Annotated in this window: 14 protein-coding genes; 10 read left to right on the plus strand and 4 right to left on the minus strand. The window is 46.5% G+C overall.

Annotation, left to right across the window (positions count from 1 at the left end):
* Positions 1–170 precede the first annotated feature (170 nt).
* The 3 genes from ASD24_RS20510 to ASD24_RS30400 form a co-directional block, all read right to left on the minus strand.
* On the minus strand, positions 171–458 hold the full coding sequence (locus ASD24_RS20510) for a hypothetical protein (protein ID WP_056699729.1): 288 nt from the start codon (positions 456–458) through the stop codon (positions 171–173).
* A 280-nt stretch (positions 459–738) separates the two neighbouring features.
* A complete protein-coding gene (locus ASD24_RS20515) occupies positions 739–1,365 on the minus strand; it encodes an IS3 family transposase (protein ID WP_156395504.1) in 627 nt (208 codons plus the stop codon).
* On the minus strand, positions 1,362–1,586 hold the full coding sequence (locus ASD24_RS30400; protein ID WP_156395505.1) for a hypothetical protein: 225 nt from the start codon (positions 1,584–1,586) through the stop codon (positions 1,362–1,364). The genes ASD24_RS20515 and ASD24_RS30400 overlap by 4 nt, the downstream gene beginning before the upstream one ends.
* Positions 1,587–2,084: 498 nt before the next feature.
* Between ASD24_RS30400 and ASD24_RS31105 the strand changes: the two genes are divergently transcribed.
* The gene (locus ASD24_RS31105; protein ID WP_156395506.1) at positions 2,085–2,255 is read left to right on the plus strand and encodes a hypothetical protein; all 171 of its coding nucleotides are present in this window, start codon (positions 2,085–2,087) and stop codon (positions 2,253–2,255) included.
* Positions 2,256–2,426: 171 nt separating this feature from the next.
* Here ASD24_RS31105 and acnA read toward each other — a convergent pair whose 3' ends face one another.
* Positions 2,427–5,141: an aconitate hydratase AcnA gene (acnA, locus tag ASD24_RS20525; protein ID WP_056699734.1), complete on the minus strand. Its 2,715-nt coding sequence runs from the start codon at positions 5,139–5,141 to the stop codon at positions 2,427–2,429.
* A gap of 343 nt (positions 5,142–5,484) precedes the next feature.
* On the opposite strand from acnA, the gene ASD24_RS20530 reads away from it, so the two are divergent.
* The 9 genes from ASD24_RS20530 (at position 5,485) to ASD24_RS20570 (ending at position 15,702) form a co-directional block, all read left to right on the plus strand.
* Positions 5,485–6,504 carry an amidase domain-containing protein gene (locus ASD24_RS20530; RefSeq protein ID WP_056699737.1) on the plus strand — a complete coding sequence of 340 codons (1,020 nt, stop codon included), beginning with the start codon at positions 5,485–5,487 and terminating at the stop codon, positions 6,502–6,504.
* A gap of 145 nt (positions 6,505–6,649) precedes the next feature.
* The gene (locus ASD24_RS20535) at positions 6,650–7,750 is read left to right on the plus strand and encodes a D-alanine--D-alanine ligase (RefSeq protein WP_056699740.1); all 1,101 of its coding nucleotides are present in this window, start codon (positions 6,650–6,652) and stop codon (positions 7,748–7,750) included.
* A gap of 57 nt (positions 7,751–7,807) precedes the next feature.
* A complete protein-coding gene (locus ASD24_RS20540) occupies positions 7,808–8,125 on the plus strand; it encodes a hypothetical protein (protein ID WP_056699742.1) in 318 nt (105 codons plus the stop codon).
* Between the two features lie 133 nt (positions 8,126–8,258).
* Positions 8,259–9,260 (plus strand): UV DNA damage repair endonuclease UvsE, encoded by a 1,002-nt coding sequence (gene uvsE, locus ASD24_RS20545; protein WP_056699747.1) that lies wholly within the window; start codon positions 8,259–8,261, stop codon positions 9,258–9,260.
* A 108-nt stretch (positions 9,261–9,368) separates the two neighbouring features.
* Positions 9,369–10,232 carry an inositol monophosphatase family protein gene (locus tag ASD24_RS20550; protein ID WP_397339630.1) on the plus strand — a complete coding sequence of 288 codons (864 nt, stop codon included), beginning with the start codon at positions 9,369–9,371 and terminating at the stop codon, positions 10,230–10,232.
* A 70-nt stretch (positions 10,233–10,302) separates the two neighbouring features.
* A complete protein-coding gene (locus tag ASD24_RS20555; protein WP_056699752.1) occupies positions 10,303–10,596 on the plus strand; it encodes a hypothetical protein in 294 nt (97 codons plus the stop codon).
* A gap of 230 nt (positions 10,597–10,826) precedes the next feature.
* Positions 10,827–12,155, plus strand: a complete 1,329-nt coding sequence (locus ASD24_RS20560) for a stalk domain-containing protein (RefSeq protein WP_056699757.1) — start codon at positions 10,827–10,829, stop codon at positions 12,153–12,155.
* A gap of 231 nt (positions 12,156–12,386) precedes the next feature.
* Positions 12,387–14,174: a sensor histidine kinase gene (locus ASD24_RS20565; RefSeq protein WP_056699760.1), complete on the plus strand. Its 1,788-nt coding sequence runs from the start codon at positions 12,387–12,389 to the stop codon at positions 14,172–14,174.
* The gene (locus ASD24_RS20570; protein ID WP_056699763.1) at positions 14,149–15,702 is read left to right on the plus strand and encodes a response regulator transcription factor; all 1,554 of its coding nucleotides are present in this window, start codon (positions 14,149–14,151) and stop codon (positions 15,700–15,702) included. Before ASD24_RS20565 ends, ASD24_RS20570 begins: the two co-directional genes overlap by 26 nt.
* The last annotated feature ends 149 nt before the right edge of the window (positions 15,703–15,851 follow it).

Below are 15,851 nucleotides of genomic sequence, written 5' to 3' on the forward strand. Positions count from 1 at the left end.
TTTCGTGCTGTACAAGAAGCGCTCATTCTTATAACAGCGTTATGTAAATATAGTAATCTTACACATCATACCATTTTCTACAAAACGAACACTATCAAAAATTAAGCCCCTGCCCGGAAGGATAACCTACCAGGCAAGGGCTTGTTCAGTGCACTACAGTCAAGTCTGCATTAGAAATCAGCTACAGCGAATTGAATCGTTCCGGAAGCCGGGCCTCCATTATTCGCTAGCAACGCGAAAACTAACACATGACCCGCTCCAATCGTAAGACTGCTGTTTACAGGAACAACATAAGTGACAACTGGTTCATTGACACGCGTAATCACAAGAGATACGGGAAATGGTCCATTGTTGTTGACTGTTACAGTAGCGTTGGAGCCTCCAGCCAGATTTTCGTAGTAGGACTTACCTACACCCGCTGGAAGATTGTAATACTGAATTGGTAAAAGGATAGCCATGTGAATCACCTCCTTTTTGCTTTGATACGGTATTCTATGTTTGAAATCTAGCATTGTAACGGTAAAATGCCAGTGTTATAACGTCTATTTTTGCTAGACTTGATAGATTCGAGATTCGATGATCGATTCAAACCAAAAAGAGCCCTACCGAACCATGGTCAAGACCCCATTTAATAGACACTATAAAAAGACCCTAGGCTGCAAACTGGCGTCGGTACTCTACCGGCGTCAGTTTTTTTAGTTTCCGTTGACCCCATTTAATAGACACTATAAAAAGACCCTAGGCTGCAAACTGGCGTCGGTACTCTACCGGCGTCAGTTTTTTTAGTTTCCGTTGTGGTCGTTTTCGGTTGTAAAAACGGATGTACTTTTCGATTTTGCTTTGTGCTTCGGTAAGCGTTCGGATATKATAAGGATAGAGTCCTTCCGTTTTGAGATGCGAGAAGAAACTCTCCATCGAGGCATTGTCATAACAATTTCCTCGGCGAGACATGCTGATTTGGGCGCCAACCTTTGGCAGCATATCGTGGTAAGCATGAGACGTGTACTGGAATCCCTGGTCGCTGTGAACGACTAGTCCGGTCACGTCTTTTTGCTTCGCAAACGCCTTGCTGAATGTGCGGAGCACCAGTTCATTGTCGTTRCGTTCGCCTATTTCGTAGGCCACAATTTCGTTATTAAACAGATCCTTTATGGCYGAAAGRTATATCCAGCGTTCTCCCACACGATACTGGGTAATGTCCGTTACCCATTTCTGATTCGGTTTTTCTGCACTGAAATCTCGCTTYAAGCGGTTCTCTGCTACACGCTGCGCAGGTGCATACGAGCTGTTGGAGCGCCGTTTAYGACGGATTCGAGATTGAATACCGAGCATTTGCATCARGCGGAGTACCTTTTTGTGATTCATCCAAATCCCTTGATCTTGCCAAAGGAATAACTGGAGTTGTCTATGAGTTGTCTATAGCCATATTTGCCTCCATAGCGATGATACGTTTGAAGCACCTGTTTCTTCGCCTTGGCATCAMGATCRAATCGTTTACGTTTTACATAGGCATAAAACCCACTGCGGGACACGCCAAACACATGGCAGAGTTTCTGGATATCACCGTATGCCGCTACTTTTTCCATGATCTGAAATCTCTCTTGTTTGCTTCCTCCTTCCAGATTACCAAGCACTTTTTTAGCAACGCATTCTCCCGTTTCAGTTTTTGCACATAGCGTTCTTGATCCAAGTATTCTTTCCGTCGACCTCGCTGATCCATCAGTCCAAACTCGCCTTGTTCCCGGTGTTTTCGCATCCAGCGCTTCATTCGTCCCGGGTCATGAATTCCCAAATGTTCATTGATCTTTCGGTAAGTCCAGCCCTCAACCGTATGCAGACGAATAGCCTCTTTTTTTATCTTCTCCGAATACGTTTTATACTTTTGTCCTTTAATCGCCATAAAAAATGCACCCCCTAGAATTTCATCGGCTAAACCCAGGGNTAGCCTCTTTTTTTATCTTCTCCGAATACGTTTTATACTTTTGTCCTTTAATCGCCATAAAAAATGCACCCCCTAGAATTTCATCGGCTAAACCCAGGGTTTTTTCCAATGTCTATTCTAAGGGGTGCACTCCACCCAATACATGGAATCCATTAACTATGATGGCGAATTGGAATATGGTCACTTTGTTCGTTGTTACGGAGGAAGTGATTTTGTAGACTGGATTAATGTAGAAAAGTTGAACAGGAGGGGACTCTATAGCATTCCTGAACCTCCTGATGATTCGGAAGTTGGCATAAAGATTGATTTTTAATATCGTCTATCTTTCGGTTAAAATAAATTACCTCATTTCATGGCAGACATATCACCGGCCAGTAGATATAAAACAGATACAAGAATCAAAAAAAAGCTCCCCATCCATGCCAACCGGCAACGATGGGGAGCTTCTTTTATATAACCTTAATGGCACGAATAGTTAATGCAATTAAGATTTTTTCATCATTTGACGCAATACAGTTTGCAGGATACCGCCGTTATGGTAGTAATCCACATCAACCATACTGTCCAGACGAGCGATAACAGGGAATTCGAACTGTGTACCGTCTTCACGAGTTACAGTTACTTTCAACTCTTGTCCTGGTTTCACGTCATTGCTCAGGCCAGTAATGTCGTATGTTTCGCGTCCATTCAGACCCAGGCTAGACCAGCCGTGACCTTCTTGGAATTGCAATGGCATAACGCCCATACCGACGAGGTTACTACGGTGAATCCGCTCGAAACTTTCTGCGATAACGGCTTTGACGCCGAGCAAGAATGTTCCTTTTGCCGCCCAGTCACGGGAGCTTCCTGTACCATACTCTTTACCTGCGATAACGATCAGGTTCTGTCCTTCATCCTGATACTTCATGGAAGCATCGTAGATGGACATTTCTTCGTCTGTTGGCAAGTATTTCGTAATACCACCTTCAGTACCTGGAGCCACTTGGTTACGAATACGGATATTCGCAAACGTACCACGCATCATGACTTCATGGTTACCACGACGTGAGCCGTAGGAATTGAAGTCTTTGCGCTCTACGCCATGCTCTTTCAGGTACAATCCAGCCGGGCTGGACGGTGCGATATTACCAGCTGGCGAGATGTGATCCGTTGTTACGGAATCAGCAAGCAATGCCATAACACGTGCAGAACGGATATCTGCGATATCGTTCAGCTTATCACCAAGCTCTTGGAAGAACGGAGGATTCTGAATGTACGTGGAGTTTGGATCCCACTCGTACAATTCGCCTTCTGGTACAGGGATGTTGTTCCAACGTTCGTTAGCTGTAAATACGTTCTCGTATTTGTTACGGAACATTTGAGCGTTCAGGGAGCTAGCAATCGCATCCTTGATTTCCTCAGAGCTAGGCCAGAGGTCTTTCAGGAACACAGGCTCGTTATTTGTATCATAGCCGATTGGATCCACTTCAAAGTCAATATTCACCGTACCCGCAAGTGCGTATGCCACAACGAGCGGTGGAGAAGCCAAGTAGTTAGCTTTAACTTGAGCGTGTACACGGCCTTCGAAGTTACGGTTACCAGACAATACAGCCGCTACGGTCATATCGTTCTCAGCAATAGCTTCGCTTACTTCATCCGGTAGTGGACCGGAGTTACCGATACAAGTTGCACAGCCGTAACCAGCAACGTTGAATCCGAGTTGATCCAAGTACTCGATCAGACCTGCTTTTTCCAGATACTCGGTAACAACCAAAGATCCTGGAGTCAAGCTGCTTTTCACGTATCCTGGCTTAGTCAAGCCGCGTTCAACTGCTTTTTTCGCAAGCAAACCTGCTCCAACCATAACACTAGGGTTAGATGTGTTCGTGCAGCTTGTGATGGCTGCGATTACGACAGCTCCAGCAGCAAGCTCGCTTGTTGAACCATCAGGATGCTTAACAGGTACCTTCTGTTCAAGCTTCTCTTCAGTCAGTCCGTATCCACCTTTATCAACCGGTGTGCGGATGATGCTATTGAAGCTTTCTTTCATTTGTGTCAGCTCGATGCGGTCTTGTGGACGTTTTGGTCCTGCAAGACTTGGTACAACGGAGCCGAGGTCAAGTTCAATAACATCTGTAAATTCAGGATCTACTGTTGAAGCAGTCCGGAACATACCTTGAGCTTTGTAGTAAGCTTCAACCAGATCCACTTGCTCATCGGAACGGCCTGTGCTGCGCAAGTAGTTCAGCGTTTCGCTATCTACAGGGAAGAAACCGATTGTTGCGCCATATTCAGGTGCCATGTTAGCTACAGTTGCACGGTCAGCAAGACCGATATTAGCAAGTCCTGGGCCGTAGAACTCTACGAATTTACCAACAACGCCCTTTTTACGAAGCATTTGGGTAACAGTCAGTGCCAGATCCGTTGCTGTTGCGCCTTCGCTCAGGCTACCAGTCAATTTGAAACCGATAACGTCAGGTGTAACAAAGTAAAGCGGTTGGCCAAGCATACCTGCTTCAGCCTCGATCCCGCCAACACCCCAACCTACAACGCCAAGACCGTTGATCATCGTTGTATGGGAGTCAGTACCTACGAGAGAGTCTGGGAATACAACCGTTTCGCCGTCAACTGTTTTGGTTGCAGCAACGGAAGCTAGGTACTCCAAGTTTACTTGGTGAACGATCCCTGTGGACGGTGGAACCGCACGGAAGTTGTTGAACGCCGTTTGCGCCCAACGCAAGAAACGGTAACGCTCTTCGTTACGCTCGAATTCAACCTTGATATTGTAGTCAAGGGCATCGTTTGTTCCGAATGCATCTACCATAACGGAGTGGTCAATAACGAGGTCAACCGGTACGAGCGGGTTGATCTGTTTTGGATCGCCGCCTGCTTTTTTAACGGTATCACGCATTGCAGCAAGGTCAACGACAACAGGTACGCCGGTGAAGTCTTGCAGAACGATACGTGCAGGAATAAATGGAATTTCTTTGTTATTGTCACGGCCATCTGCCCAGCCGGTCAATTGTTTCACATGTTCTTCGGTAATTGCGTGTCCATCGAATTGACGAACTGCTGCTTCAAGCAGCACTTTAATAGAGAAGGGAAGCTTGGAAAGGTCGCCGTAGCCGCCTTCCTGAATCGCATCTAAACTGTAGTAGCGGTAAGACTTGCCTCCGACCTCAAGACTGCGTGCGGCGGAGAAATGGTTCTTGGCTGACATACATGTACCTCCTTAAAAATGTGTCGGTGAGATGAAGAAGACATTCATTTAAATGAAGAACAGGCCTTCATCGCTCCGTGTTCTTGTTCGTTGGTTTCATTAGGTGAAACATAATTTCATAATCGTAACTTTAGTTTTAAGTATACCGTTTCAAGAGGTCTACGTAAAGGGCTTTTTGCCTGTGAAATCCTGCTTTTTAAAAAGAATGAAGGCGTTTTCTCGTAAAGAGCAAGTTCGTATCATTTGGATTTCAGAAGGCGTACTCATACAACCCGGTGGGTTCTCATAGATATAGAAGGAGTTTTATTGTGCATATCGGTGGGAGATCGTCCAAACACAGCTTATGCCGAAGGGGGACAACAGCTTGGAACGGGAATGGAAGAGTGCCTTGTATACGTATGTTAACCAATATAATCGCTGCGAGATTGACTACCGCCCACAGACAAGCGAACGTATTGTAACCGATCCTGCGTTTGTTCTGGATCGGGGCGAGCGTATGGCGAGATTAGACGAGTGGTATCGTAGGCGGCGCGCTGTGCCGTTGCGGAGTGAGACCAGCGCCAAAATCATACGTACGGTTACCGAGAGTCCGGAAGAATCCGTGGTGGATGTGCAGCTATACAGCAGATTATTTTATGAGAAAAGCGGCATGACTCATCGCGAAGATCGAATCGAGCGGGAGCGGTTGACCTTTCTACGGCAGAACGGAACTTGGACGATTACACGGGTAGAACGGGAGGTACCCGAACGCCGCCCTCCTGGAGCGAGTCGCCCTTTTCAGCAGGCTGATTTTGTACAGGCGATGAATCGACCTTTACTCAATCACGATGTGCTTAGGCAGGGGCGCAGCTCCCGTCAGCAATTGTATCGCCGAGATTTAGCGGTTGCGTATGCGGATCGTTGGTGGAATACAGGCAATCCGGCATTTGAAGAATTCGAGGTGGATTGCACCAATTACGTGTCCCAGTGCCTCTTTGCAGGGGAGGCACCCATCCACTATACTGGTAGAAGAGAAGCGGGCTGGTGGTATAAAGGTTATGTAAATGGCACGGAGATGTGGAGCTATAGCTGGGCGGTATCGAACAGTTTGGAGCGTTATTTGTCCAGTAGCATTTGGGGCTTGTCCGCAACGGTAGTGGAGCGTCCTGAGCAACTGATGCTGGGGGATGTTATTCTCTACGATTGGGATGGGGATGGTCGCTTTCAGCATAGCACGGTGGTAACCGCCTTTGATGCTGGTGGCATGCCGCTTGTTAACGCACATACAGTCAGCAGTCGTCACCGTTACTGGGATTACCAGGACTCTTACGCTTGGACAGAGCGTACGGTGTATCGGCTTTTTCACATTGCAGACGAATTTTGAGTATGTTCTCACAGGGAAAGAACTTGTTTTCGGTGACGAGCCAAGCCCATTCCGTGTAAAATAAGATCAGTACAGAATAACAATGGTGCCTGTCATGATTACGTTCATGATGAAGGCATGATGCACAGATAATCGGAGGTTACGCATGAGTATGGATAAATTAAAAGTAGGCGTCGTTTATGGCGGGAAATCTGGCGAGCACGAGGTATCGCTGCAAACGGCGTTTGCTGTAACAAATGCATTTGATTATGAGAAGTATGAACTAGTTCCTTTTTATATCTCTAAGCAAGGTACGTGGAAAAAAGGTTCTGTGATGCATGCGCCATTCGCGCGGATCGAAGACCTGAAGCTGGAACAAGCTGCGGGCGGAACACAGGAAGCGCTGAATGCGCTATTCGGTCGCCTGTACGGTGGAGAAGAAGCTTTGGACGTGATGTTCCCACTGCTGCACGGCACATTCGGTGAAGACGGAACGATCCAAGGTATGTTCGAGATGGCAGATATGCCTTACGTTGGTGCGGGTGTACTCGCCTCAGCAGGTGGTATGGATAAAGTGGTGATGAAGAAATTGTTCGCACAGGCGGGTATTGACCAATGTGCCTTCACGTATTTCAACGCGACACAATGGAAACAATCTGAGCACGAAATGATCGTTCAGGTTGAAGATCAGCTGGGTTATCCATGCTTTATCAAGCCGGCAAACCTGGGTTCAAGTGTGGGCATTTCCAAAGCACGCAACCGGGATGAACTGAAGACAGCTGTAGAATTCGCACTTCGTTATGATACGAAGGTGGTCATTGAGGAGTTCGTTGAAGCACGTGAAGTCGAGGTGAGTGTGCTAGGAAACGATGAACCGATGGCTTCGGTGCCAGGAGAAATCGTATCCTCCGGTGAATATTATGATTATGCTGCCAAGTACATTGACGGACAATCACAGATGTTGATTCCTGCACCACTCGATCCAGAAGCAGCAGATCGTATTCGTGAAGCGGCGTTGCAGGCATTTCGTGCAATCGAAGGCAATGGTATCTCCCGCGCGGACTTTTTCATCCGCAAATCGGATGGCGCTTTGCTTATTAATGAAGTGAACACAATGCCAGGTTTCACACCGTACAGCATGTATCCTTTGCTGTGGCGTGAAACGGGTGTAGCGTATGCGGAGTTGCTGGATCGCATGATTGAGCTGGCTCTGGAGCGATACAACCGCAAACAGGCGCTGAACTACGAGAACGGCGTGCAAGCGTAATTTTGGATTATATAAAATGATCTTATTATTTACACGCTAATTTAAGGAGGGATAGGCATGGGATTTCAGACTGAATTCAATTCCGTATGCAAATTCAAAAGCGAACAAGAACTATTCGAGCTGCTTGAATATGGCCGTGGCAAAATGGTTAAACAAGGATTCCGTGTGTTCCCTACCGGACAGAAAGTCATTGCGTACACACCGGACAATGTGGCGGTTGCCATCGTGAAGATTGTCGCTTCCATTGCGGAAATTAACTTCCAAAATCAAGAGGTGACCGAAGTAGAGATGCAACTCATCCGTAAATTAACGGAAGAAGAGTCACGCGTCCAGACTGCACTTGCGGACGAGATGTTCTTCGGAGAGCAGGCGTAGGGTTAATCGTCCAATTTAGCGCCTGAACGATTATGGTCTTTCGTTTAGGGTAAAACTTGGTTATATACAAGTTGGCAAAGCTCGGCGTATCAGAGTCGGGCAGAATTGCCGCCCATAGAGAGGAAGAACCTTCATGCTCGTGCGTTTTGGTTACGTGGCTATGTCTGTGCTTGTGGAGAATGCTTCACCATCGCGCACAATGACCATGGCCAGCTTCAAAAAGATCGAAGACAGGCAAGCAGCCATTCGTAAGCTGGAACGGATCGCGGCTGAGAATCTACACAATACGTTACGATTACTCAGACATAATCGCGGGAGTCATATTCATGTTTATCGTTTCTCCTCCAAATTAATTCCACTCGCAACGCATGAGGATCTAAGTGATTGGGATCCATTTCCGGCACTGAAATCTGATTTTGCAGCGATAGGTGAATTTGTGAAGGAGAATCAGATGCGTGTATCGTTTCACCCTGATCATTTTACGGTACTCAGTACACCTCGTGAGGAAGTGCTGCGTAATTCGATCAAGGACCTGCGCCATCATGTGCGGATGCTGGATGCAATGGGTCTGAATGCAACTGCCAAGAATAATATACATATTGGTGGTGCATATGGGGACAAGCCTTCTGCAGCACTTCGTTTTGAAGAGAACTTTATGAAGCTGGACAGGGATATTCAAGAGCGGATCACGCTCGAAAATGATGATAAAACTTTCAATATGCCCGAAACTCTAGCGGTGTGTGAACATTTAGGGCTACCGATGGTACTAGATATTCATCATCAGTGGGTCAACAACGAAGGTGAAAAGCCTTGGGAACTGTGGCCTAACATTTTGAAAACGTGGACGTCACCCCTTGCCCAGGCAGATTCACCAGCGGATCGCCCACTCCCACCTAAGATTCATGTGTCCAGCCCGAAGAGTGAGAAAGACCCGCGTGGTCATGCGGACGGTGTAGAGGTAGAGCCGTTGCTGGATTTTTTAAGGCACATTGCTGCAGATACTCCTGCGCTGGATGTTATGATTGAGGCCAAACGTAAAGATGAAGCGTTGGTTCAATTGATGCAGAAGCTAGCGTTCTATCACGAAGAGGGCGTGGAGTGGGTAGACGAATCAACGGTCATTATTCATCCCTAGTGCCAAAAGAGGCTTAGGCAACTAGAAACTTTACCTCCAAAGGGACGTATACTTCTAACAAGTATTTTAATTTTTTCGTAGATTGATATAGAAAGTAGAGTGAACGCTTTGAATGAGAAGGAAAAGACACCTTATGTCGTGACAAGCAAAAGCTATACTGCCGTTGCCATCAACGCAGCTTCCAAAGCTGGAGAGTGGATCAAGAGTCGCCTTGGAACGGTAAGTGAACTCGGAATTAAGTATTCTCCGCAAGATCTGGTAACCGAAGTGGACAAAGGAGCGGAACAGATGATCCGCCGCCTGATTCTCACGCATTTTCCTCACCATGCTATTCTGGGTGAAGAGGGCGTGGAGCCGGGGCCTGAAGCTTCCGCTAGAGCGCTCCAAGAGATTCAAGATGAGGAGTATCTTTGGATTGTTGACCCCGTGGATGGCACGACCAATTTCGTGCATGGATTTCCGTTCTTTTCGGTATCTATCGCATTAGCACATCGTGGTGAAGTTATTGTAGGCGTTATTTACGATCCTTCACGGGATGAATTATTTGTAGCTGAAAAAGGAAAAGGTGCCTACGTTCATGGTAATCGTATGGGTGTATCTGGAGAGCAAGAGTTGGCACATAGCCTTGTCGCTGTTGGCTTCCCTGCTGATCCTAACTATACCCTGCCGATTAATATGGCTGCTGTACAAGCGCTTGCCCCACAGGTGCGTAATCTACGTGCTGGTGGTTCAGCTGCATTACATCTGGCTTATGTTGCTGCGGGACGACTTAGCGCTTATACGGAAATCGGACTGAAACCATGGGATATTGCAGCAGGCGCACTACTCGTTGCAGAGTCTGGTGGCACAATCACAGATACGGTTGGAACACCGTACGATCTGTCTGTTAGCCATATCGTCGCGAGTAATGGCAAAATTCATGAGGCTCTGACAGGTGTACTGAAGGAAGCCAAAGCTACGGGTATGGAGTGAGCGTCACTTATCCAAGCTTGAATAACTTGTCATCGTAAACATGTGAATTCAATCAAAGGAGCGAATACCAATGGATGAATCCAAAGAACTGGAACAACGGCTCAGAGATATGCTGATGGAAGGGGACATGGAGGACTCCGGCGACGCCGAACAGCGTGAACGCCAAATGATTCTTCCCAAATATGAAGTGCGGATCCAGACGGAGCGCGATCCCATTGTCGAAGAAACGTTGAAATTCCGGCAATTAGCACGTGAAGTAGACGATCGTTATGATCGTTATCTGGAGCGAGCTGTTGGTAACAAACCGGATACTGACACAGTGGATCCCAATCATTCTAAAGATGCAGATCCGTCGCAAACTTAACCAATGGCCAATGTATGACTGTAATTAGACATAGCCAACGAATAAGAATGAACGAAATAACAGGTTATCCCGTCCGGGAAACCTGTTATTTCATGTGCTCCACCTGTGGTGGGGACAACCTCTACTTCAAAATGATAGAATAGAATGACACGCACTTATGTCATTAGAATGACGGATGTACTATATAATCGTGTAAAATGATAGATTCGCGAAAAGGAGTGTTAACGAGAATGAAGCGTAAAGTTACATGGGGAAATACAGCAGCAGGATTAACAGCGAGTATGTTAGCCGGAATGTTGCTCTTAGCATCATCTGCACTGCCTGCACATGCGGCAGAGGCAGGTACGAGCACATTGCCAGCGAGCACAACCGAAGCATCGTTGCCAGCGAAGAAAGATGCAGTAGCGGTAACGAAGGAGTTTCGTATCGTAACCCTGGGAGATTCTATCACTGTGGGATACGAGCCTAATTTGAAAGAGCAAGAGCTACCATATGGCTATGTAGAACGTTTGCAGGAGCAAGGCTTGCTTCATGGTCGTACGCAAGTGGATAACTTCGGCATTGCTGGCTTGAAGAGCAGTGGTCTGAAGACGTTCACGACGGCAATTAAAGAAGGAAAAACGCTCACGTCTGAAGCGATTCAACCAAGTCTGCCAGACCCAAGAGCTGGACAGATCGGAGCGAATACCGCTGCCATTCGGGAGAGTATTGCTCAAGCGAATCTAGTAGCCATTACAATTGGCGGAAATGACGTATCGGAATTGCTCGGTACAGCCAACAAGCTGAGTGATCAGGAGCTGCAAGAGAAGGTAAAAGAATTACTTACAACATATACAGCGAATATTAGTGCAACGATTACTGACATTCATGAGATTAATCCAACCGCTCGAATTGTGATTGCTGATCAATATCAACCGATGCCAGAGGTAGCGGGCAAGGAGCTTTATGCTAAACTTATGGAGGCATCCAAAGGCTTCACAACAACGATTGATGGAATTGCTGCTCAATTCACTTCCCAAGGGATCAAGGTACAAGTAGCTCACGTAGCGAAAGAGTTTATTGGCGGCGAAGGTACGATGACACATATGATCAGAGATCGTGATTTCCATCCGAATCAATTGGGATATGCATCGATTGCTGAAGTGTTTGCCACAACCATCTGGGGCAACTATACGAAACTGACAGCTCCAGCAGCAGGCGAGCCAATGAACATTATCGTCAGCGGCAAAACGCTGGATACACCGTACAAACCGATCAACCGTAGCGGCAAGAACTTTGTAGCCATTCAGGATATCGTGAACGCGGTTGGTGCAACAACGGTTTGGGATAACAAAACATCTACAGCTACAATTACTTATGGTGATCGTAAGGTTGCTGTGAAGATCGGTGCGAATGCGGTTCTAGTTAACGGAGCATCGGTTAAGGTAGACACACCTGCCTTCCTGAACAAGGTAGGCAAAGAGTCCAAAACATACGTACCGCTTGCTATGGTAGCAGAAGGTCTGGGATTTGACGTGCAATATGTGGCGAAGTTGAAAACGGTATTCGTGAATCCGTAACCTTTACTTCGTACCCGAATAGACAGATGGGTTCCTTCATTTCAGAGGGAATTCACTGTCTATTTGTCTTTTTATCCGCGGACATCGTGAATAGATTGTTTCATGACTCCAAAAGTTGAATAAATATGACTTGTCATCTGACCATGGATGTGTAAATATGAAAATAACTTACAGTCGTTCTACACGCCATAAGAAGCATCGTACCCTTCTCCAGTCAAAGGAGCGCTTTGGATGAGGAAAATTAAGAACGCTTTCATGACGTTGCCAATACATCACAAAACCATCCTTCTCATCGGGCTTTTGATGTTGGTCAGCTTCACCTTTTATGTCTCCGTCCTGCGATATGTCTTCAGCATCTATGACCGTCAGATTTACGAGAAATCATCACAGGTTCTTAATATGTCCTCTGTAGGCATCGAGAATCAGCTTCGGGAGATCACGAATCTATCCTTCAAAGTCATGTCGGACGAACCGCTACAGCAATATCTGCTGCAGTTGGAGAAGGCAGAGACGGGATACGAAAAGAACAGTGTACGCAAGAAGATCACTAATCGACTTGTCGCTTATGCAGGCTCGGAGAAGTACGTGTACTCCATGATATTTATTGATAATGATAAAAATATTATGGCTGCGGGAAACCGAGAGGGTGTATCCGAAGCAATGCAAAATGAGCTGGTTGCGCTCGGTGAGCAGCATTCCGGTGCAAATGCATGGTATACCGGCGGGGATCGTCAAGCGAGATTGCTATCGGTAAGACAGGTGAAATCCTTCATTGGTGGTGCGTTTACACTGGATAAGCTGGGGACGTTAGTAATTCGTGTTCGATTGGATCGCATTGTCCAAGATCAGATGCAGCATCCGGCAGAGGATTCTCAGCTACTCATTACGGATGGTAGAGAAGTCATCTATCCAACTGAACCCTCAGTCAGTGAATCTGAAATTGAGTCAGAATTGAAGCGAATTCAGCCGTATGGCATTGCTATGTTTGAACAAGGAAGGAATTTTGTCGCCCGAGCTCATTCCTCCTACACAGATTGGGTGTACCTGTATATGACTCCCTTTGATCAGATGTTTAAGCAGGTTCAGTTTGTCAAACAGCTGGTAACGGTCATTTTCATTGTCATATTTCTAGCGGCACTTATATTCGGATTCCGATTCTCGCGTAGCATCACTCAGCCTATTGCCCATTTGATCAAGAAAATGCGTAATATTGAAAAGGGTGATCTCGACAAGCTGGAGGAAGCTGCACTCGGTGACATTCCATCTTCCCCGCAAAATGAGGTCGGGCTATTACATCGAACCTTCAAAATGATGCTACAACGCATCCGTGAATTGATTGATGAGAATTATGCCAAGCAGCTGGTCATTCGTGAGACAGAGTTGAAAGCGCTTCAGGCGCAGATCAACCCTCACTTCTTATATAACACACTGGAATCGATCAATTGGCTCGCCAAAGTTCAGAAACAACGTCAAATCTCTGAAATGGTGGAGGCACTTGGGTTTTTGTTACGGAGCTCGGTGAATATGTCTGAAAAGTGGATTACGCTCGAAAGGGAATTGGATATCGTGCGCAGCTATGTGACGATTCAGCGTACACGCTTTGAGGAAAGACTTGATTTTGACATGGAGATTGCTCCTGAAGTGGGAACAGCACGGATTCCTAAACTGACATTACAGCCTTTGGTGGAGAACGCCATTCATTATGCACTGGAGCCAAGCATAGATCCTTGCCGAATTCGCATCCGAGCGAGGGCAGACGGGGATAAGGTGATTATTGAAGTGGAGGATGATGGCCCGGGAATGACAGCGGAATTTCTACAACAATTGCAGGAGGGACAGATTCAGACAAGAGGGCAGGGCATTGGGTTATCGAACATTCAAGAACGGATCAGACTGACCTTCGGTGATGAAGGCACAATGGTCATGAGCAGCAGCCCTGGATCAGGAACTGTAGTATCGATCAGCATACCTTGGATTAGAGAGGACGATGACGATGTACAAAGTGATGCTCGTAGATGATGAGCGTGTCATTCTAGAGGGAATTTCCCAGGTGGTCGATTGGGCCGCAGCAGGCACAGAGCTGGTGGATACGGCAAGGAATGGAATTGAAGCATTGGACAAAATCGGGCAATCCCGGCCTGACATTATCATTACGGATATTTCCATGCCTGGTCTAGATGGTCTTGGACTTATTGAGAAGGCGTCCGAGGCCTATCCTGATCTACGGTTTATTATGTTGTCTGGTTATAAGGAGTTCGAGTATGCCCGTAGAGCCATGCAATATGGGGTGAAGCATTATCTGCTGAAACCTTGTAATGAGAATCAGATCCATGATGCCTTATCCGAGCTGTTACAGGAACAGCAGGATGCCCAGGTGAAGGAGCATGTAGCCGGAGAGATGAAGCAGAGACTGCAACGGGTTCTTCCACATGTGAAAGAACAGTTTCTGCTGGAATTCATGACGAATCGAACCTACGGACCAGGTGACTTGGAATATTATCAAGAGCTGTTCGATCTGGAGCTTGAGGATACTGAAGTTCGCCTATTGCTGTTCCGAATTGCAGATGAGCATGATTACAGTCATTTATTTGCGATCAAGAATATCGCGAATGATCTTCTCCTACATGTCATGTTAAGTACAACGATTGAAGGAAAGCTGTTGATTTTGCTGAAAGATTCCGCTGATGCAGTTACATTACAGGAAAGTATCGAAGAAGTTCGGGCTACATTTACTCGCTTGTATAAATTACAGGTGACTGCCGCACTAAGCGAAGCAGATCGAATGATCCAGGCTCGGCGTCTGTTCCGTGAAGCACTGCAATGTCTGAATCATCGCTTTTTCATCGGAGAAGGGAAGCTAATTACGAAGAACGACCTTGTACTAGCGGGCGAACGCGAAGGTATATATGTGGAACAGGATGCCGATCAGTTGTGTCAATTAATCAAGTCGGGAAATGCCGAAGAAGCGGCCTCTGAAGTGGATCGTCTGTTTGATCTGTTATCAGAGCATCAGCTGGAGATTGAGGTTACTCGTTCCTATGTGGTGCAATTGTATTCGGCAATGATTCAAGTCTGTCCACCCGAAGAGGCCACGGAATTCACACAGCGGATGGCAGAGCTATCTCACATCGATACGTTATCTGGTCTGAAATCCTTTGTATCCAGCAGTGCAGCTCGGTTGACCTCGGGTTACTACAAGAACCATATTAGTCGCCAGTCTTCGGCGGTGGAGAAAATGATGGATATCGTAGATCGTTACTACGGTGAAGCGGATCTCTCGCTAAACGGCGTTGCACATCAGATGTTATATATGAATCCGGATTACTTAGGGAAAATTTTCAAAAAGGTGACTGGTGAGAATTTCTCAAACTATGTGAATCGACTTCGGATCGAACGGGCGTGTGATCATATTCGCAGAGGCGGGGATGTAAAAGTATTTGAGCTTGCCGAATTATTCGGCTTCGGAGGCAACTCACAATATTTCAGTCAGGTGTTCAAAAAGTGGACGGGAATGACACCTACTGAATTCCGTAGATCCGGCACGTAACAATTGGACATCGATCCTGTAGTGAATATATGGGGAGGACGAACAGTGCCATGAGGGGCAATGTCGTCCTCCTCTGTTTTTTAAACCAACAAGACGGTTTTGTGTATTCAACTATGCGCGTACATTTGCGAAAATGACATTATCAAGTT

The sequence above is a fragment of the Paenibacillus sp. Root52 genome, assembly GCF_001426865.1.
Classification (GTDB): Bacteria; Bacillota; Bacilli; order Paenibacillales; family Paenibacillaceae; genus Paenibacillus.

What these genes read in the sequence shown, in the direction of transcription:
- ASD24_RS20560 (WP_056699757.1), top strand. Translation starts at nt 10,827, where the DNA reads ATGAAGCGTAAAGTTACATGGGGAAATACAGCAGCAGGATTAACAGCG.
- ASD24_RS20565 (WP_056699760.1), top strand. Translation starts at nt 12,387, where the DNA reads ATGAGGAAAATTAAGAACGCTTTCATGACGTTGCCAATACATCACAAA.
- uvsE (WP_056699747.1), top strand. Translation starts at nt 8,259, where the DNA reads ATGCTCGTGCGTTTTGGTTACGTGGCTATGTCTGTGCTTGTGGAGAAT.
- ASD24_RS20535 (WP_056699740.1), top strand. Translation starts at nt 6,650, where the DNA reads ATGAGTATGGATAAATTAAAAGTAGGCGTCGTTTATGGCGGGAAATCT.
- acnA (WP_056699734.1), bottom strand. Translation starts at nt 5,141, where the DNA reads ATGTCAGCCAAGAACCATTTCTCCGCCGCACGCAGTCTTGAGGTCGGA.
- ASD24_RS20510 (WP_056699729.1), bottom strand. Translation starts at nt 458, where the DNA reads ATGGCTATCCTTTTACCAATTCAGTATTACAATCTTCCAGCGGGTGTA.
- ASD24_RS31105 (WP_156395506.1), top strand. Translation starts at nt 2,085, where the DNA reads ATGGAATCCATTAACTATGATGGCGAATTGGAATATGGTCACTTTGTT.
- ASD24_RS20555 (WP_056699752.1), top strand. Translation starts at nt 10,303, where the DNA reads ATGGATGAATCCAAAGAACTGGAACAACGGCTCAGAGATATGCTGATG.
- ASD24_RS20530 (WP_056699737.1), top strand. Translation starts at nt 5,485, where the DNA reads ATGCCGAAGGGGGACAACAGCTTGGAACGGGAATGGAAGAGTGCCTTG.
- ASD24_RS20570 (WP_056699763.1), top strand. Translation starts at nt 14,149, where the DNA reads ATGTACAAAGTGATGCTCGTAGATGATGAGCGTGTCATTCTAGAGGGA.
- ASD24_RS20540 (WP_056699742.1), top strand. Translation starts at nt 7,808, where the DNA reads ATGGGATTTCAGACTGAATTCAATTCCGTATGCAAATTCAAAAGCGAA.